Annotated in this window: 21 protein-coding genes; 20 read left to right on the forward strand and 1 reads right to left on the reverse strand. The window is 63.1% G+C overall.

Annotated features, from left to right (window positions below; genetic code table 11):
* Positions 1-96: 96 nt before the first annotated feature.
* Positions 97-2,151, forward strand: a complete 2,055-nt coding sequence (locus QQL28_RS06355; protein ID WP_284262364.1) for an FAD-dependent oxidoreductase — start codon at positions 97-99, stop codon at positions 2,149-2,151.
* A 228-nt stretch (positions 2,152-2,379) separates the two neighbouring features.
* Positions 2,380-4,401: an ABC transporter ATP-binding protein gene (locus QQL28_RS06360; protein ID WP_284262366.1), complete on the forward strand. Its 2,022-nt coding sequence runs from the start codon at positions 2,380-2,382 to the stop codon at positions 4,399-4,401.
* On the opposite strand, the gene QQL28_RS06365 is transcribed toward QQL28_RS06360, so the two are convergent.
* Entirely contained in the window at positions 4,338-5,567 is a 1,230-nt protein-coding gene (locus QQL28_RS06365) for an FAD-dependent monooxygenase (protein ID WP_284262368.1), read from the reverse strand. The genes QQL28_RS06360 and QQL28_RS06365 overlap by 64 nt on opposite strands.
* 644 nt (positions 5,568-6,211) lie before the next feature.
* Here QQL28_RS06365 and rpsL point away from each other — a divergent pair.
* The 18 genes from rpsL to rplE all read left to right on the forward strand — a co-directional run bounded on the left by rpsL (position 6,212) and on the right by rplE (position 16,999).
* Entirely contained in the window at positions 6,212-6,583 is a 372-nt protein-coding gene (gene rpsL / locus QQL28_RS06370; protein WP_007603006.1) for a 30S ribosomal protein S12, read from the forward strand.
* A 15-nt stretch (positions 6,584-6,598) separates the two neighbouring features.
* On the forward strand, positions 6,599-7,069 hold the full coding sequence (gene rpsG / locus QQL28_RS06375; protein WP_011088154.1) for a 30S ribosomal protein S7: 471 nt from the start codon (positions 6,599-6,601) through the stop codon (positions 7,067-7,069).
* Between the two features lie 34 nt (positions 7,070-7,103).
* Positions 7,104-9,176 (forward strand): elongation factor G, encoded by a 2,073-nt coding sequence (gene fusA, locus QQL28_RS06380; RefSeq protein WP_284262374.1) that lies wholly within the window; start codon positions 7,104-7,106, stop codon positions 9,174-9,176.
* Between the two features lie 40 nt (positions 9,177-9,216).
* Entirely contained in the window at positions 9,217-10,407 is a 1,191-nt protein-coding gene (gene tuf / locus QQL28_RS06385; protein ID WP_284262376.1) for an elongation factor Tu, read from the forward strand.
* Positions 10,408-10,491: 84 nt separating this feature from the next.
* Complete coding sequence (gene rpsJ, locus QQL28_RS06390; RefSeq protein ID WP_002712302.1) at positions 10,492-10,800, forward strand: 30S ribosomal protein S10; 309 nt, start codon at positions 10,492-10,494, stop codon at positions 10,798-10,800.
* A gap of 52 nt (positions 10,801-10,852) precedes the next feature.
* Positions 10,853-11,569 carry a 50S ribosomal protein L3 gene (rplC, locus tag QQL28_RS06395; RefSeq protein ID WP_284262379.1) on the forward strand — a complete coding sequence of 239 codons (717 nt, stop codon included), beginning with the start codon at positions 10,853-10,855 and terminating at the stop codon, positions 11,567-11,569.
* A gap of 1 nt (position 11,570) precedes the next feature.
* Positions 11,571-12,191 carry a 50S ribosomal protein L4 gene (gene rplD, locus QQL28_RS06400; protein WP_284262381.1) on the forward strand — a complete coding sequence of 207 codons (621 nt, stop codon included), beginning with the start codon at positions 11,571-11,573 and terminating at the stop codon, positions 12,189-12,191.
* On the forward strand, positions 12,188-12,490 hold the full coding sequence (locus tag QQL28_RS06405) for a 50S ribosomal protein L23 (protein WP_254095938.1): 303 nt from the start codon (positions 12,188-12,190) through the stop codon (positions 12,488-12,490). The genes rplD and QQL28_RS06405 overlap by 4 nt, the downstream gene beginning before the upstream one ends.
* 12 nt (positions 12,491-12,502) lie before the next feature.
* Positions 12,503-13,336, forward strand: coding sequence for a 50S ribosomal protein L2 (gene rplB, locus QQL28_RS06410; RefSeq protein WP_284262385.1), 834 nt, complete (start codon positions 12,503-12,505; stop codon positions 13,334-13,336).
* Positions 13,337-13,348: 12 nt separating this feature from the next.
* Positions 13,349-13,627, forward strand: a complete 279-nt coding sequence (gene rpsS, locus QQL28_RS06415) for a 30S ribosomal protein S19 (protein WP_284262387.1) — start codon at positions 13,349-13,351, stop codon at positions 13,625-13,627.
* A 10-nt stretch (positions 13,628-13,637) separates the two neighbouring features.
* Positions 13,638-14,027: a 50S ribosomal protein L22 gene (gene rplV / locus QQL28_RS06420; protein WP_035729589.1), complete on the forward strand. Its 390-nt coding sequence runs from the start codon at positions 13,638-13,640 to the stop codon at positions 14,025-14,027.
* Positions 14,028-14,045: 18 nt separating this feature from the next.
* Positions 14,046-14,762: a 30S ribosomal protein S3 gene (rpsC, locus tag QQL28_RS06425; RefSeq protein WP_027520959.1), complete on the forward strand. Its 717-nt coding sequence runs from the start codon at positions 14,046-14,048 to the stop codon at positions 14,760-14,762.
* A gap of 30 nt (positions 14,763-14,792) precedes the next feature.
* A complete protein-coding gene (gene rplP / locus QQL28_RS06430; protein ID WP_008136349.1) occupies positions 14,793-15,206 on the forward strand; it encodes a 50S ribosomal protein L16 in 414 nt (137 codons plus the stop codon).
* 5 nt (positions 15,207-15,211) lie between these two features.
* The gene (gene rpmC / locus QQL28_RS06435) at positions 15,212-15,418 is read left to right on the forward strand and encodes a 50S ribosomal protein L29 (protein ID WP_027520957.1); all 207 of its coding nucleotides are present in this window, start codon (positions 15,212-15,214) and stop codon (positions 15,416-15,418) included.
* Between the two features lie 13 nt (positions 15,419-15,431).
* On the forward strand, positions 15,432-15,680 hold the full coding sequence (gene rpsQ / locus QQL28_RS06440) for a 30S ribosomal protein S17 (protein WP_008549247.1): 249 nt from the start codon (positions 15,432-15,434) through the stop codon (positions 15,678-15,680).
* Positions 15,681-15,766: 86 nt separating this feature from the next.
* Positions 15,767-16,135 (forward strand): 50S ribosomal protein L14, encoded by a 369-nt coding sequence (rplN, locus tag QQL28_RS06445; protein WP_027520955.1) that lies wholly within the window; start codon positions 15,767-15,769, stop codon positions 16,133-16,135.
* Entirely contained in the window at positions 16,135-16,449 is a 315-nt protein-coding gene (rplX, locus tag QQL28_RS06450) for a 50S ribosomal protein L24 (protein WP_284262407.1), read from the forward strand. The genes rplN and rplX overlap by 1 nt, the downstream gene beginning before the upstream one ends.
* Positions 16,442-16,999: a 50S ribosomal protein L5 gene (gene rplE / locus QQL28_RS06455; RefSeq protein ID WP_128958540.1), complete on the forward strand. Its 558-nt coding sequence runs from the start codon at positions 16,442-16,444 to the stop codon at positions 16,997-16,999. The genes rplX and rplE overlap by 8 nt, the downstream gene beginning before the upstream one ends.
* Positions 17,000-17,038 lie beyond the last annotated feature (39 nt).

Genomic DNA, 17,038 nt, shown 5'->3' on the forward strand with positions numbered 1-17,038 from the left:
TTGTTCATCTTTCCTTCAGCCTAAAAAGCGCTTCTGTTAAGAGAGCTTAGACCGGTGGTCCCGACACGGGGGGCGGCCGGAGACCACGGAACTGACATGCTTGACCTCGCAATCGTAGGCGGCGGCCCCGGCGGGCTGATGAGCGCCTGGTATCTGAAGCGCAAACTCGGCGATCTCTGCCGCGTCACCATCTTCGAGGCATCCGACCGGCTCGGGGGCAAGATCGTCACGCGCAAGTTCGATTCGGCGCCCGCGATGTACGAGGCCGGCGTCGCCGAGATCTACGATTACTCGATGACGGGGCCGGATCCCCTGCGGGAATTGATCCAGCATTTCGGGCTTCAGACCATTCCGATGGACGCCGAGCAGGTTCAGTTCGGCGGCGAGCTTTTGAACGACGTGCCCGGCATGCGCCGCAAGTACGGCACCAAGACCGCGGCCGCTATCGAAGCTTTCCGCAAGCGTTGCTCCGATCTGATGTCGCCGATCGAATATTACGAAGGCGTCGGCGCGCACGACAACGAGCATCCCTGGGCCTTCAAGACCGCCGAGCAGGTGCTTGACGAGGAGGTCGACGACGCGACCGCCAAGCGCTTCTTCAAGGTGATGGCGCGCTCCGACATCGCGACCGAGACCCACAACACCAACGGGCTCAACGCGCTCAAGAACTACCTGATGGATATCGACGGCTATATCGGCCTCTACTCCATCCAGAACGGCAACGAGCAGCTCGTCGAATGCCTCCAGTCGGAGGTCAACGCCGACATCCAGCTCAATCACCGTGTGCTCGCCGTCGGCAAGGCGCCGACCGGGCGCTACCAGCTCAAGATGATGAACGGCAAGGGGCCGGAGACGCGCGACTTCGACCTTGTGCTGGTCTGCCTGCCGCATTCCTGGCTCGCCACGCTCGGCTGGGAAGGCGAGCAGCTCCGCAAGTCGATGGTCAAGCACGTCTCCTATTTCGACCGTCCCGCGCACTACCTGCGCGTCTCGATCCTGTTCGACACCCCGTTCTGGGGCGACAAGATTCCCGGCGCCTGGTTCATGTCGGAAGCCTTCGGCGGCTGCTGCGTCTACAACGAGGGCGCCCGCCACGACGTCGGCAAGCACGGCGTGTTGAACTGGCTCATTCCGGGCTCCGATGCGCTGGCCTTCGCCAATCTCTCAGATCAGGAGCTGATCGACGCTGCGCTGAAATCGCTGCCGGCCGGGCTCGGCGACGCGCGTGCGCACTTCCTGGAAGGCAAGATCCACCGCTGGCTGTCTTCTGTGAACGCGTTGCCGGGCGGCTTGCCTGTGCGCGACGTCATGAGCAATCACCGGCCCGAGCCGAAGGAGCATCCCGGCATCGTCGTGGTCGGCGACTATCTGTTCGATTCGACGCTGAACGGTCTGCTCGACTCCTCGGACGCTGCGACCGACATCATCCTGACCGAGATGATGCGCCTGCGCCGTGCGCGCAGCCAGAGTGAGACACCGCTGTCCGACAAGATCGATCGCGACTATTTCGACAATTATCGCGGTCAGGGGCCCTATGGCGAAGCGTGGCGCCAGTTCACCGACCCCGACTATTTGTTGAAGCTCATCGGCATCGTCTGGGGCAAGGCGAAGGGCGCCAAGCTGCTGGTCGCGGGCTCTGCCAGCGGCGAACTCGTCGGCGCGCTGCGCGAGCGCGGGATCGACGCCTACGGCATCGAGAACAACCGCACCATCCATGCCAGGACGCCGAAGGCGCTGAGGAAGTACAACAAGCTCGGATCGATCTCGGACATGCCGTTCAAGGACGGTGCATTCGATTTCGTGTTCGAGACCAGCCTCTGCCATGTCTCCGGGAAGCAGGTCGTCCGCGCGATCAAGGAATTGAACCGCGTGGTCAAGACGGGCCTCGTGTTCGGCTCGATCACCTCCGACATGGCGCCTGCCCTGATCGACCGCTACGACCTCCTGCGCGGGGTCAAGAAGCTCGGCACCTGGTGGGAATGGTCGGAGTTGTTCTTCGGCAACGGGTTCGACCTGTCGATGCACCGCAACGACTGCACCGATGCGCTGTGGGCGGCGACGCTTGCCGCCAACAAGGGGCCGGGACAGTGGTACGCCGACGCCGACAGCCTGCGCTATTCCTTCTTCGACAAGGTCGAGGACGACGATTAAGGCACGATCCGGAAAAGCGTGCAGCGGTTTTCCGAAATGATCGTGCGCAAACAACGAGCTAAAGCGCGATGACGCTTCGCGTGAGCGTCATCGCGCTTTAGGACAGACGAATTCGCCAATTGTTTTGCCGAATTCACTCTGATCGCATAGAATCGGTCGCATAGCGGCTCCCGCTATTTCCCCTTGATTTCTCTGCGGTCATGCCGGCCGTCAGCATCGGTTGGTTTCATGGCTCAAAGGCCTCTCTCGTCGGACAAACCCAAGCTCGCGACCGCGGATGACACGGGCGAGCTCAAGGACAAGCTTGCGACCGCCGGCAAGCCCGAACTCGAGGTGGATGACGACGAAGACGACGAGGAAGACGAGGACGAGCTTCTGGAGCTCGATGATGACGATGAGGACGAGGACCTCGTCGTCTTCACGGCGCGCGAGGCCGCCGGCGCGCTCGCAACCATCTGGGGCTTCGTCAAGCCCTACCTCTCCAGCTACAAGCGGATCCTGGCCTTCGTGTCGTTCGGCGTCATGATCGAGACGCTGTTCAACGTCATCATGCCGCTCAGCCTGAAGTTCCTGATCGACGACGCGCTCGGCGAGGAGGATTTTCAGGCGCTTTACAAGATCCTCGGCGTGCTCGCGGTCGCCGGCATCTTCACCTCGATCGTCGCGGTCTGGTACGAGCGCTGGGACGCGCGGCTCGCGGCCTGCATCATCTCCGACGTACGCAAGCGGCTGTTCGATCATGTGCAGGACCTGCCGGCGGCCTATTTCGGCCGTACCAAGCGGGGCGAGATCCTGTCGCGCTTCTCCGTCGATCTCTCGGCCTTCGAAGGCTCGGTCAAGACCTTCGCCAACAGCGCGGCGCTTCCGTTTTTCGAGTTGATCGCCGGTATCATCCTGATGCTGTTCCTGAACTGGCAGCTCGCGGTGGTCGCACTGCTGGTGTTTCCGATCACGCTGATCGGGCCGCGCATCCTCACCCCGAAGGCGGTGCATGCGAATTACGAGCAGAAGGTCAACGAGAGCGCGCTGCTCGGCATGGTGCAGGAGAACGTTGCGGCACAGGCCGTGATCAAGGCGTTCAGCCTGCAGCGCAAGATGTTCGGCTTCTTCGCCTTCCGTAACGACGAGACCCGCAACAGGATCGCGTCAGCCGCGTTCCTGTCGACCATGGTGGAGCGGACGGTCACGATCTCGGTCCTGCTCCTCCACCTCGTGGTGCTGGCGATCGGCGCGTATCTTGCGACCAAGGGCCAGATCACCATCGGCACCTTCGTCACCTTCGAGAGCGCGTTCTGGGAGGTGTCCTACAACATCGCCCATGTGATGCACTTCATCCCGGTGTCGATCTCCTCGGCCGCCGCCGTGCGCCATATCCAGGAGCTGCTGGACGAGCCGACGCGGGGCGCCGATCGTCCGGGTGCGCCGGATCTGCCGCGCATCACCAACGACATCACCTTCGACCATGTCACCTTCCAGTACGAAGGCAGCCAGACGCCGGTGCTGGACAATCTCAGCCTCAAGCTCAACGTCGGCAAGAGCATCGCAATCGTCGGGCCCAGCGGCTCCGGCAAGAGCACGCTGCTCAATCTGATCCTGCGCCTCTACGTGCCCGACGAAGGCCGCGTCACCATCGACGGCGTCGATGTACGGAAAGTGACGCTGGATTCGCTGCGCCGGAGCATGGCTGTGGTGTTCCAGGAGAACATGCTGTTCAACATGTCGATCCGCGAGAACATCCGGCTCGGCAAGGAGGGCGCCACCGACGAGGAGGTGGCGGAGGCTGCGAAGAAGGCCGAAATCCACCGCTACATCATGAGCCTGCCGCAGAAATACGACACGCCGGTCGGCGAGCGCGGCGATACGCTGTCGGGCGGCCAGCGCCAGCGCATCGCGATCGCGCGCGCGATCATCCGCAATCCATCGGTGCTGCTCCTGGACGAAGCGACCTCGGCGCTCGACCAGACGACCGAGGCTGCGATCAACCGCACGCTGCTGAAGGTCGCCAAGGGCCGCACCATGATCTGGTCGACCCACCGTCTGACCTCTGTCGTCGAGATGGACGAGATCATCGTGATTTCAGGCGGTCGCGCCATCGAGCGTGGCTCGCATGCCGAGCTGCTCGCCAAGAACGGTACCTATCGCAAGCTGTGGGACGACCAGATCCACCAGCCGCATGGCGGCGCGGCTCAGGTCGATGACGACGACAGCGACGACGATGATGAGGACGAGGACGATGGCGACGAGGAGTGACCGAGGAAGTTCGGCTCGAGGCGAGCCAGTCGCGCCGCCCGCCGGACCGCACCTTGGGCAACCCAGGCCATGAAGCGCGCCCAGCGCTGCGCCGTCCAATAGGGGCTCGTTGCGAGCGATACTTCGCGGAAGTCGAACGCCTTGGCCGCCGACCAGGCATCGCAGGCCCGCTTGACCGGATCGTCGTAGAAGGCGGCGATCTTGTCCTCGTCCATGCCCTCGGTCGCAAGCCAGGCCGGGATGTGTACCCCGCAGAGCCGTTCGACGTCGGTGAACACCTTGTCGGTGCCGGTGCCGGCGGCGGGGCAGGAGGTCGCGAAGGCATCGCCCACCAGCACGATGCCGGCCTGGTGGCAGGCCCGGTGCACATAGAGATCGACCGGACGAATCTTGACGTCGCTCGCGACGTCGAAGGCCCCGGTAATGCGCGACAGGCGCGGCAGGGCGGCGTTCAGGGTCGCGACCGGCGCCTGCCGCAGGTCGCGCAGCCAGGGATCGTCGAAGGCGCGATAGACGAACAGGTTTGCCCGCATCCGCGTGCCGACGGGAAACAGCGTGATGTAGGGGATACGGTCGCTCGGCCGCTCGGAGAAATACGTCATCGCCGGAAAATCGAACGCGGTGCGCCCAACCGGCACGACGTCAAATCCGACCGAGATCGAATGGCAGGCGCTGACGATTTCGCGTTCGATGCCGAGCTGGTGGCGCAGGCCGACGTTCAATCCATTGGCGAGCACGACGAGGCGGGCGGAGACGACCTCGCCGTTGGAGAGCGTGATCTTCTGCCGGTCGGGGCTCGTCTCGATCGACAGCGCCTTGGTGCAGACCCGCTCGACCGTGTCGGGGATTTCCGCGCGGATCGCGTTGACGAAGGACTCGTAGCGGAAGCCGAACTGCCGGCTCGGCGCCTTGTCGAGCAGGTGGCCGAATCGCGCGATCCAGTTCTCGCCGCAAAACGTCGCACGGCGCAGCACTGATTCTGCGATTCCGGTCCGCCAGAAGCGCTCGAGCTGGGCATCCCCGCTGATCTTCTCGACCCGGAAGTCCGGCGGAGACGCGGTGTGGGGGTCGACGAGAACGGCCTGGACGCCGGCGCGACCCAGCATTGCGGCTGCGGCGGAGCCGGCCATACCCCCACCGATGATAGCAATGTCGGTATACCGCATGGGTATTTCTCCGCCCGGCGCGGCACCTTGACGCAAGAACAGGAAAGAAAACCTTATCGCACAGCACAAAAGTATATTTTACCCGGGCGTAAATAGCTTTTTTGCCCTGGCGGACCGCCGGTCCGGAACCTACATCAGCGAGGCGGCGAGGGCGCCGAGCGAGCTAATTCATTAAGCGCGAGAAGCCCTTCGCTTGCTGTGGTTTCGCCTTGACTCAGGTGATTCCCACTTATAGAAAGCGCGTCACTTAACGACAGGCGGTGAGCATCGCCAACGTCGGAACGGGCCACCCGCCTGATCCTTTTGGGATCGTAAAGTGGGCACCAACCTCGACGAATGCCGCTCAAACGCTGTCGATCATAGCTAGGCAATGCCAGTGCGATTTTAGTTCTCTAGAGCTCGTTCTCTTGAGATCAAACTCGGATGCATGACCTCGGTACGCGGTCGTCGGCTTTACGCTGATCGACCTCAAGACTGCGGTCCTCTGTGGCGTCGAAGCGCTTTCCGCTCGGTGATGGAGCGGTTGGCGCAATTTCGCTTTGCGCGGATCGTTCCGGGCAGGGCGGCCCCATCGGGCGGGTAGTCCGGAAGAAGAATTTGCGGGCCCCGAAAGGGACCGCGGCAGAAAAAGGGTGAAGGCCAGGATGCCGACGATCAACCAGCTGATCGCACAACCGCGTGAAGTGCAGAAGTCGCGCAAGAAGGTGCCGGCGCTGCAGCAGTCGCCGCAGAAGCGCGGCGTGTGCACGCGCGTCTACACCACGACGCCGAAGAAGCCGAACTCGGCGCTTCGTAAGGTCGCCAAGGTGCGTCTGACCAACGGCTTCGAGGTGATCGGCTACATCCCCGGTGAGGGCCATAACCTCCAGGAGCACTCGGTGGTCATGATCCGCGGCGGTCGCGTCAAGGACTTGCCCGGCGTGCGCTACCACATCCTCCGCGGCGTGCTGGATACCCAGGGCGTCAAGAACCGTAAGCAGCGTCGTTCGAAGTACGGCGCAAAGCGTCCGAAGTAAGCGGGAACCTCTTCCATGTCTCGTCGCCACTCAGCGGAAAAGCGCGAAGTTCTGCCGGATCCCAAGTTCGGGAACATCGTGATCACGAAGTTCATGAACTCGGTGATGTACGCCGGCAAGAAGTCGGTCGCCGAAGGTATCGTCTACGGTGCGCTCGGCATCATCGAAACCAAGACCAAGCAGAACCCGCTCGGCGTGTTCGAGCAGGCGCTCGAGAACGTCATGCCGACGATCGAAGTGCGCTCCCGCCGCGTCGGCGGCGCGACCTACCAGGTTCCGGTCGAGGTCCGCTCGACTCGCCGGCAGGCGCTCGGTATCCGTTGGCTGATTTCGGCTGCGCGCGAGCGCAACGAGAAGACGATGACCGAGCGGCTCTCGGCGGAGCTTCTGGACGCATCGAATAACCGGGGGAACGCCGTCAAGAAGCGTGAAGACGTGCACCGGATGGCCGAAGCCAACCGTGCCTTCTCGCATTATCGCTGGTAACGGCGACACCTAACGGACTCGCAAGGAACGACCCATGCCCCGCCAACATGCCATCGAAGACTACCGTAACTTCGGTATCATGGCGCATATCGACGCCGGCAAGACCACGACGACCGAGCGCATCCTCTATTACACCGGCAAGAGCCACAAGATCGGCGAAGTGCACGAAGGTGCCGCGACGATGGACTGGATGGAGCAGGAGCAGGAGCGTGGCATCACGATCACCTCGGCTGCGACCACCGCGTTCTGGGCCGGCAAGCGTCTGAACATCATCGACACCCCCGGCCACGTCGACTTCACCATCGAAGTCGAGCGTTCGCTGCGCGTGCTCGACGGCGCCGTCTGCGTGCTCGATAGCAACCAGGGCGTCGAGCCCCAGACCGAGACCGTCTGGCGCCAGGGCGACAAGTACAAGGTTCCGCGGATCGTCTTCGCCAACAAGATGGACAAGACCGGCGCCGACTTCTTCAAGTGCCTGTCCGACATCGTCGACCGCCTCGGCGCCAAGCCGATCGCGATCCAGCTTCCGATCGGCGCCGAGAACAACTTCAAGGGTCTCGTCGACCTCGTGAAGATGAAGGGTATCGTCTGGAACGATGAATCGCTCGGCGCGAAGTTCGACTATGTCGACATTCCGGAAGATCTCGTCGATCAGGCCAAGGAATACCGCGAGAAGATGGTGGAAGCCGCCGTCGAGCTCGACGACGATGCGCTCGCCGCTTTCCTCGATGGCAACGAGCCGGACGAAGCCACGCTGAAGCGGTTGATCCGCAAGGCGGTGCTGACCGGCGCGTTCTATCCCGTGCTGTGCGGCTCGGCCTTCAAAAACAAGGGCGTGCAGCCGCTGCTCGACGCCGTCGTCGACTATCTGCCGTCGCCGATCGACGTGCCAGCGATCAAGGGCACGGACGACCGCGGCAATGAGGTCGTGCGCAAGGCCGACGACAAGGAGCCGCTCGCGCTGCTCGCGTTCAAGATCATGGATGATCCCTTCGTCGGCACCATCACCTTCTGCCGCATCTATTCGGGCATCCTGCAGAGCGGCACCGGCGTCGTGAACTCGACCCGCGAGAAGAAAGAACGGATCGGGCGCATGCTGCTGATGCACGCGAACAACCGCGAGGACATCAAGGAAGCCTATGCCGGCGACATCGTCGCGCTGGCCGGCCTGAAGGAAGCGCGCACCGGTGACACGCTGTGCGATCCCGACAAGCAGGTGATCCTCGAAAAGATGGAATTCCCCGAGCCGGTCATCGAGATCGCGATCGAGCCGAAGTCGAAGGCCGACCAGGAAAAGCTGGGTGTGGCGCTGGCGAAGCTCGCTGCGGAGGATCCGTCCTTCCGCGTGTCGACCGACCAGGAGTCCGGCCAGACCATCCTCAAGGGCATGGGCGAACTCCACCTCGACATCAAGGTCGACATCCTCAAGCGTACCTACAAGGTCGATGCGAACATCGGCGCGCCGCAGGTGGCGTTCCGCGAGCGCGTCACCAAGAAGGCCGAGGTCAAGTACACGCACAAGAAGCAGACCGGCGGTACCGGTCAGTTCGCCGAAGTATCGATCGTCGTCGAGCCGAACGAGCCCGGCAAGGGCTATGAGTTCGAATCGAAGATCGTCGGCGGCGCGGTGCCGAAGGAATACATCCCCGGCGTCGAAAAGGGCCTCAACAGCGTGATGAGCTCTGGTGTGGTCGCGGGCTTCCCCGTGGTCGACGTCAAGGTGCAGCTCGTCGACGGCAAGTATCACGACGTCGACTCGTCGGCGCTCGCCTTCGAAATCGCTTCGCGTGCTGCATTCCGCGAGGCCTTGCAGAAGGGCAAGTCCGTACTGCTCGAGCCGATCATGAAGGTCGAGGTGGTGACGCCGGAAGACTACACCGGCTCGGTCATCGGCGACTTGAATTCCCGGCGCGGTCAGATCCAGGGTCAAGACATGCGCGGCAACGCCAACGTCATCAACGCGATGGTGCCGCTCATGAACATGTTCGGTTATGTGAACAACCTGCGCTCGATGAGCCAGGGGCGCGCGACCTTCACCATGCAGTTCGACCACTACGCAGAAGCGCCGGCTAACGTGTCGGCAGAAGTCCAGAAGAAGTTTGCCTGATTGTCGTCGGTCTCGAGCTGACGATTGAACGGAGAGTCAAATGGCCAAAGCAAAGTTTGAACGTAACAAGCCCCACTGCAACATCGGCACCATCGGTCACGTCGACCATGGCAAGACGTCGCTGACCGCGGCGATCACCAAGATCCTCGCTGAAACCGGTGGTGCGACGTTCACGGCGTACGACCAGATCGACAAGGCGCCGGAAGAGAAGGCGCGCGGCATCACCATCTCGACCGCGCACGTCGAGTACGAGACCAAGAACCGCCACTACGCGCACGTCGACTGCCCCGGCCACGCCGACTACGTGAAGAACATGATCACCGGCGCTGCCCAGATGGATGGCGCGATCCTGGTCGTGTCGGCCGCTGACGGCCCGATGCCGCAGACCCGCGAGCACATCCTGCTCGCCCGCCAGGTCGGCGTGCCCGCGCTCGTCGTGTTCCTCAACAAGTGCGACATGGTCGACGATCCGGAGCTGCTCGAGCTCGTCGAGCTCGAGGTCCGCGAGCTGCTCTCGAAGTACGAATTCCCCGGCGACAAGATCCCGATCATCAAGGGCTCGGCGCTGGCCGCTCTCGAAGACTCCGACAAGAAGCTGGGCCACGACGCCATCCTCGAGCTGATGCGCAACGTCGACGAGTACATCCCGCAGCCGGAACGTCCGATCGACCAGCCGTTCCTGATGCCGGTCGAAGACGTGTTCTCGATCTCGGGTCGCGGCACCGTGGTGACCGGCCGTGTCGAGCGCGGCGTGATCAAGGTCGGCGAGGAAATCGAGATCGTCGGTCTGCGCGCGACCCAGAAGACCACCGTCACCGGCGTCGAAATGTTCCGCAAGCTGCTCGACCAGGGCCAGGCCGGCGACAACATCGGTGCGCTGCTCCGCGGCACCAAGCGCGAGGACGTCGAGCGCGGCCAGGTGCTCTGCAAGCCCGGTTCGGTCAAGCCGCACACCAAGTTCAAGGCTGAGGCCTACATCCTCACCAAGGACGAGGGCGGTCGCCACACCCCGTTCTTCACCAACTACCGTCCGCAGTTCTACTTCCGCACCACCGACGTGACCGGTGTCGTGCACCTGCCGGAAGGCACCGAGATGGTGATGCCGGGCGACAACATCGCGATGGAAGTTCACCTGATCGTGCCGATCGCGATGGAAGAGAAGCTCCGCTTCGCGATCCGCGAAGGCGGTCGTACCGTCGGCGCCGGCGTCGTCGCCTCGATCATCGAGTAATTACGAGACGAGAGATTGGCGAGTAGCGGATGGCAGCATTCGCTATTCGCTATTCGCCACTCTGTTTGAAGAAAGACCACGGCAATGAACGGCCAAAATATTCGCATCCGTCTCAAGGCGTTCGACCATCGTATCCTCGATACGTCGACCCGTGAGATCGTGAATACGGCGAAGCGCACCGGCGCGCAGGTTCGCGGACCCATTCCGCTGCCGACCCGCATCGAGAAGTTCACCGTCAACCGTTCGCCGCACGTCGACAAGAAGAGCCGCGAACAGTTCGAGATGCGCACCCACAAGCGTCTGCTCGACATCGTCGATCCGACCCCGCAGACGGTCGATGCTTTGATGAAGCTCGACCTGGCCGCCGGTGTCGACGTCGAGATCAAGCTCTAAGATTTTTGGATCCCGTTCGCGAAAGCGGACAGAAAGAACAGGAAGCAAGCCGATGCGCTCCGGAGTGATCGCACAAAAGGTCGGGATGACGCGGGTCTTCACGGAGACCGGCGAACATATCCCCGTGACCGTGCTGAAGCTCGGCAATTGCCAGGTCGTAGGCCACCGCACCGAAGAGAAGAACGGTTATGTCGCGCTCCAGCTTGGCGCTGGCAGCCGCAAGACCGTGTACATGCCCAAGGCAGAGCGCGGCCAGTTCGCGGTCGCCAAGGTCGAGCCGAAGCGGCAGGTCGAGGAATTCCGCGTCTCCGAGGACGCGATGATCCCCGTCGGCGCCGAGATCCTTGCCGATCACTTCGTCGTCGGCCAGTTCGTCGACGTCACTGGCACTTCGGTCGGTAAGGGCTTTGCCGGCGGTATGAAGCGCTGGAACTTCGGCGGTCTGCGCGCCACCCACGGCGTGTCGGTCTCGCACCGCTCGATCGGTTCGACCGGCGGCCGTCAGGATCCCGGCAAGACCTGGAAGAACAAGAAGATGCCCGGCCACATGGGTGTCGACCGCATCACCACGCTCAACCTTCGCGTCGTCCAGACCGATGTCGAGCGCGGCCTGATCCTCGTCGAAGGCGCCGTTCCTGGCTCCAAGGGCGGCTGGATTCGCGTGCGCGACGCCGTCAAGAAGCCGCTGCCGAAGGAAGCTCCGAAGCCCGGCAAGTTCAAGGTTGCCGGCGGCGAAGCCGAGGCTGCGGCCCAGCAGGAGGGTGCGTGAGATGGAATTGAAAGTCACGACCCTTGAGGGCAAGGAAGCCGGCTCGGTCCAGCTCTCCGACGCCATTTTCGGCCTCGATCCGCGCGAGGACATCATCGCGCGTTGCGTGAAGTGGCAGCTCGACAAGCGTCAGGCCGGCACCCACAAGGCCAAGGGCCGCGCCGAGATCTGGCGCACCGGCAAGAAGATGTACAAGCAGAAGGGCACCGGCGGTGCTCGTCACGGCTCGGCCCGCGTGCCGCAGTTCCGCGGCGGCGGCCGTGCCTTCGGTCCGGTGGTGCGTTCGCACGCCTCCGACCTGCCGAAGAAGGTCCGCGCGCTCGCGCTGAAGCATGCGCTGTCGGCCAAGGCCAAGGACGGTGATCTCGTCGTGATCGAGAAGGCCGCGCTGGAGGCCGCCAAGACCAAGGCGCTGCTCGGCCACTTCTCAGGACTCGGCCTGACCAACGCGCTGATCATCGACGGCGCCGAGCTCAACGAGGGCTTCGCCGCGGCGGCCCGCAACATCCCGAATATGGACGTGCTGCCGATCCAGGGCATCAACGTCTACGACATCCTGCGCCGTCAGAAGCTCGTTCTGACTAAGGCCGCCATCGATGCGCTGGAGGCGCGCTTCAAATGACGAAGAACATCGAGGCTCGCCACTACGACGTGATCCTGTCGCCGGTCGTGACCGAAAAGGCGACGATTGCCTCGGAGCACAACAAGGTTCTGTTCAAGGTGGCCGCCAAGGCGACCAAGCCGCAGATCAAGGAAGCGATCGAGAAGCTGTTCGACGTCAAGGTCAAGAGCGTCAACACGCTGGTCCGCAAGGGCAAGACCAAGGCCTTCCGCGGCAATCTCGGCTCGCAGTCGAACACCAAGCGCGCGATCGTGACCCTCGAAGAGGGCCACCGGATCGACGTCACCACCGGTCTGTAAGGTCGTACGACGATGGCACTGAAGAAATTCAATCCCACGACGCCGGGCCAGCGCCAGCTGGTCATGGTTGATCGTTCGGCCCTCTACAAGGGCAAGCCGGTCAAGGCGCTCACCGAAGGCAAGCACTCCTCGGGTGGCCGCAACAACACCGGTCGCATTACGGTGCGCTTCCGTGGCGGTGGTCACAAGAAGACGCTGCGCACCGTCGATTTCAAGCGCGAGAAGATCGACGTTCCCGCGACCGTGGAGCGGCTGGAGTATGATCCGAATCGCACCGGCTTCATCGCGCTGATCAAGTATGAGGACGGCGAGCAGGCCTACATCCTGGCGCCGCAGCGCTTGGCCGTGGGTGACACTATCATCGCCGGCAACTACGTCGACGTGAAGCCGGGCAACGTCATGCCGCTCGGCAACATGCCGGTCGGCACGATCATCCACAACATCGAGACCAAGATCGGCAAGGGCGGCCAGCTCGCGCGTTCGGCCGGCACCTACGCCCAGCTCGTCGGTCGCGACCAGGACTACGTGATCATCCGCCTGAACTCGGGCGAGCAGCGCCTGGTGCACGGTCGTTGCCGCGGCACGATCGGTGCGGTGTCGAACCCCGATCACATGAACACCTCGATCGGCAAGGCCGGCCGCAAGCGTTGGATGGGCCGTCGCCCGCACAACCGCGGCGTTGCCATGAACCCGATCGACCATCCGCACGGCGGTGGTGAAGGTCGTACCTCGGGCGGTCGCCACCCGGTCACTCCGTGGGGCAAGCCGACCAAGGGCAAGAAGACCCGCACCAACAAGTCGACCAACAAATTCATTCTCCTAAGCCGCCACAAGCGGAAGAAGTAAGGAACGCCGGACATGGTTCGTTCAGTCTGGAAAGGCCCGTTCGTCGAGGGTTCTCTGCTCAAGAAGGCAGATGCCGCGCGCGCGTCCGGCCGTCGCGACGTCATCAAGATCTGGAGCCGTCGCTCGACCATCCTGCCGCAATTCGTCGGCCTGACCTTCGGCGTCTACAACGGCCAGAAGCACGTGCCGGTGGCGGTCAACGAGGAAATGGTCGGTCACAAGTTCGGCGAGTTCTCGCCGACCCGGACCTTCCACGGCCACTCCGGAGACAAGAAAGCCAAGAAGGCTTGAGGATTAAGTCATGAGCAAACCTAAGCGCGAACGGAGCCTCGCCGACAACGAGGCCAAGGCGGTCGCCCGGATGTTGCGGGTGAGCCCGCAGAAGCTCAACCTGGTGGCCCAGCTCATTCGCGGCCGGAAGGCTTCCGCTGCGCTCGCCGACCTGCAATTTTCGCGCAAGCGGATCGCGGTTGACGTGAAGAAATGCCTGGAATCGGCTATCGCCAACGCCGAGAACAATCACGACCTCGACGTCGACGATCTCGTCGTGGCGCAGGCCTTCGTCGGCAACGGGCTCGTGATGAAGCGCTTTGCCGCGCGCGGCCGTGGTCGCTCGGGCCGTGTCTACAAACCATTTTCGCAGCTGACGATCATTGTTCGTCAGGTCGAAGCCGAAGCAGCAGCGGCTTAAGGGTCGCAGGAGAAAACGATGGGTCAAAAGATCAATCCGATCGGACTGCGTCTCGGCATCAACCGGACGTGGGATTCCCGCTGGTTCGCCGGCAAGCAGGAATACGGCAAGCTGCTGCACGAGGACGTCAAGATCCGCGAGATCCTGCACAAGGAGCTCAAGCAGGCGGCCGTCGCCCGCATCGTGATCGAGCGTCCGCACAAGAAGTGCCGCGTCACCATCCACTCGGCCCGTCCGGGCGTGGTGATCGGCAAGAAGGGCGCCGACATCGACAAGCTGCGCAAGAAGGTGGCCGACATCACGTCGTCGGACGTCGTGATCAACATCGTCGAGATCCGCAAGCCCGAGCTCGATGCGACCCTGGTCGCCGAATCGATCGCGCAGCAGCTCGAGCGCCGCGTTGCGTTCCGCCGCGCCATGAAGCGCGCCGTGCAGTCGGCGATGCGTCTCGGCGCGGAAGGCATCCGCATCAACTGCTCGGGTCGTCTGGGCGGTGCGGAAATCGCGCGTATGGAGTGGTACCGCGAAGGTCGCGTGCCGCTGCACACGCTGCGCGCCGACATCGACTACGGCGTCGCGACCGCGTTCACGACCTTCGGCACCTGCGGCGTCAAGGTCTGGATCTTCAAGGGCGAGATCCTCGAGCACGATCCGATGGCCCAGGACAAGAGAATGGCCGAAGGCGAGGGTGGTGGCAGCGGTGGCGGCCGGCAGCGTCGCGACGCTGCGGCCTGAGCCAGCACAGGAATTTGAGGGCTTAAAGCCATGATGCAACCTAAGAAAACGAAGTTCCGGAAGGCGCATAAGGGCCGCATCCACGGCGTTGCGTCTTCGGGCGCGACGTTGGCGTTCGGCCAGTTCGGCCTGAAAGCGACCGAGCCTGAGCGCGTCACCGCGCGCCAGATCGAGGCCGCCCGCCGCGCGCTGACCCGTCACATGAAGCGCGCCGGCCGCGTCTGGATCCGCGTATTCCCCGACGTTCCGGTGTCGAAGAAGCCGGCCGAAGTCCGCATGGGCTCCGGCAAGGGTTCGCCGGAATTGTGGGTCGCGCGCGTCAAGCCGGGCCGGGTGCTGTTCGAGATCGACGGCGTCAATACCCAGACGGCGCGCGAGGCGCTGACCCTGGCGGCCGCCAAGCTGCCGATCAAGACGCGCTTCGTCGAGCGCATTGCGGAGTAATGGCCATGGCCCAGATGAAAATCGAAGACATCCGCGCGATGAGCCCCGACCAGCAGGATGACGCCGTCCTGAACCTGAAGAAGGAGCGCTTCAACCTGCGCTTCCAGCGTGCCACCGGGCAGCTCGAGAACACCTCGCGCCTGCGCGAGGCCCGTCGTGACATCGCCCGGATCAAGACCGTCGCCGCGCAGCAGCGCGCGAAGAAGAAGTAAGAGGCTTACGAAGATGCCGAAACGTACTTTGCAGGGCGTGGTCGTCAGCGACAAGCAAGCCAAGACCATCGTGGTGCGCGTCGATCGCCGCTTCACGCACCCGATCTACAAGAAGACGATCCGTCGTTCGAAGAACTATCACGCGCACGACGAGAGCAACCAGTTCAAACCGGGCGACGTGGTGTGGATCGAGGAATCGAAGCCGATTTCGAAGTTGAAGCGCTGGGTCGTGATCCGGGGCGAGCACAAGAAAAGCGCCTGAGCTGCCGGCACTTAGCCGACTGACTTCAGGGAAATGTTGAGCGCTGGCCAGGCTGGCGCAAGAGAGAAAGAGGACGAGGTGCATCAATGATTCAGATGCAGACCAACCTCGACGTGGCCGACAATTCTGGCGCACGCCGTGTCATGTGTATCAAGGTGCTCGGAGGCTCCAAGCGCCGCTACGCCACCATCGGCGACATCATCGTCGTGTCGATCAAGGAAGCGATTCCGCGTGGCAAGGTGAAGAAGGGCGACGTGATGAAGGCCGTCGTGGTGCGGGTCCGCAAGGACATCCGCCGCCCCGACGGGTCGGTCATCCGCTTCGACCGCAACGCCGCCGTCCTGATCAACAACCAGGCCGAGCCGGTCGGCACCCGTATCTTCGGGCCCGTGCCGCGCGAGCTGCGCGCCAAGAACCACATGAAGATCATTTCGCTCGCGCCGGAGGTGCTGTGATGGCTGCGAAGATCCGCAAGGGCGACAAGGTCATCGTGCTGACAGGCCGCGACAAGGGTCGCACCGGCGAGGTGTTCGAGGTGCGCCCCGACGCCGGCACCGCTCTGGTGCGTGGCATCAACATGGTCAAGCGTCACCAGAAGCAGACGCAGGCCCAGGAGGGCGGCATCATCTCGAAAGAGGCGCCGATCCAACTGTCCAACATCGCGTATCTCGGCAAGGACGGAAAGCCGACGCGCGTCGGATTCAAGATTCTGGCGGACGGCAAGAAAGTTCGCATCGCCAAGAGCTCGGGAGCTGAGATCGATGGCTGAGACCGCTTACACGCCGCGCCTGCGCGCGGAATACGACGCGAAGATCCGCACGGCGATGACCGAGAAGTTCGGTTACGAGAACGTCATGCAGGTTCCGCGGCTGGACAAGGTCGTGCTGAACATGGGCGTTGGCGATTCCGTCAACGACCGCAAGAAGGCCGAGACCGCCGCTGCGGAATTGACCCAGATCGCCGGCCAGAAGGCGATCGTGACCTATTCGCGTATCGCGATCGCGACCTTCAAGCTGCGTGAGAACCAGCCGATCGGCTGCAAGGTCACGTTGCGCAAGGCCCGCATGTACGAGTTCATCGATCGCCTGGTGACGGTCGCGCTGCCGCGCGTCCGCGACTTCCGCGGCCTGAACCCGAAGAGCTTCGACGGCCGCGGCAACTACTCGCTCGGCATCAAGGAGCACATCATTTTCCCCGAGATCGACTTCGACAAGGTCACGGAAGCCCGCGGTATGGACATCACCGTCTGCACCACGGCCAAGACCGACGAAGAGGCGAGGGCCTTGTTGACCGCTTTCAATTTCCCGTTCCGGCAGTGAGACGCTGACCTAAAGCCTCTCAAACGCGGATACCCAGGA

Origin of the sequence: Bradyrhizobium iriomotense, assembly GCF_030160715.1 — a bacterium.
In the GTDB taxonomy this organism is placed as follows: Bacteria; Pseudomonadota; Alphaproteobacteria; order Rhizobiales; family Xanthobacteraceae; genus Bradyrhizobium; species Bradyrhizobium iriomotense.

Coding starts and splice junctions, on each gene's coding strand:
- QQL28_RS06355 (WP_284262364.1), top strand. CDS start 97: ATGCTTGACCTCGCAATCGTAGGCGGCGGCCCCGGCGGGCTGATGAGC.
- QQL28_RS06360 (WP_284262366.1), top strand. CDS start 2,380: ATGGCTCAAAGGCCTCTCTCGTCGGACAAACCCAAGCTCGCGACCGCG.
- QQL28_RS06365 (WP_284262368.1), bottom strand. CDS start 5,567: ATGCGGTATACCGACATTGCTATCATCGGTGGGGGTATGGCCGGCTCC.
- rpsL (WP_007603006.1), top strand. CDS start 6,212: ATGCCGACGATCAACCAGCTGATCGCACAACCGCGTGAAGTGCAGAAG.
- rpsG (WP_011088154.1), top strand. CDS start 6,599: ATGTCTCGTCGCCACTCAGCGGAAAAGCGCGAAGTTCTGCCGGATCCC.
- fusA (WP_284262374.1), top strand. CDS start 7,104: ATGCCCCGCCAACATGCCATCGAAGACTACCGTAACTTCGGTATCATG.
- tuf (WP_284262376.1), top strand. CDS start 9,217: ATGGCCAAAGCAAAGTTTGAACGTAACAAGCCCCACTGCAACATCGGC.
- rpsJ (WP_002712302.1), top strand. CDS start 10,492: ATGAACGGCCAAAATATTCGCATCCGTCTCAAGGCGTTCGACCATCGT.
- rplC (WP_284262379.1), top strand. CDS start 10,853: ATGCGCTCCGGAGTGATCGCACAAAAGGTCGGGATGACGCGGGTCTTC.
- rplD (WP_284262381.1), top strand. CDS start 11,571: ATGGAATTGAAAGTCACGACCCTTGAGGGCAAGGAAGCCGGCTCGGTC.
- QQL28_RS06405 (WP_254095938.1), top strand. CDS start 12,188: ATGACGAAGAACATCGAGGCTCGCCACTACGACGTGATCCTGTCGCCG.
- rplB (WP_284262385.1), top strand. CDS start 12,503: ATGGCACTGAAGAAATTCAATCCCACGACGCCGGGCCAGCGCCAGCTG.
- rpsS (WP_284262387.1), top strand. CDS start 13,349: ATGGTTCGTTCAGTCTGGAAAGGCCCGTTCGTCGAGGGTTCTCTGCTC.
- rplV (WP_035729589.1), top strand. CDS start 13,638: ATGAGCAAACCTAAGCGCGAACGGAGCCTCGCCGACAACGAGGCCAAG.
- rpsC (WP_027520959.1), top strand. CDS start 14,046: ATGGGTCAAAAGATCAATCCGATCGGACTGCGTCTCGGCATCAACCGG.
- rplP (WP_008136349.1), top strand. CDS start 14,793: ATGATGCAACCTAAGAAAACGAAGTTCCGGAAGGCGCATAAGGGCCGC.
- rpmC (WP_027520957.1), top strand. CDS start 15,212: ATGGCCCAGATGAAAATCGAAGACATCCGCGCGATGAGCCCCGACCAG.
- rpsQ (WP_008549247.1), top strand. CDS start 15,432: ATGCCGAAACGTACTTTGCAGGGCGTGGTCGTCAGCGACAAGCAAGCC.
- rplN (WP_027520955.1), top strand. CDS start 15,767: ATGATTCAGATGCAGACCAACCTCGACGTGGCCGACAATTCTGGCGCA.
- rplX (WP_284262407.1), top strand. CDS start 16,135: ATGGCTGCGAAGATCCGCAAGGGCGACAAGGTCATCGTGCTGACAGGC.
- rplE (WP_128958540.1), top strand. CDS start 16,442: ATGGCTGAGACCGCTTACACGCCGCGCCTGCGCGCGGAATACGACGCG.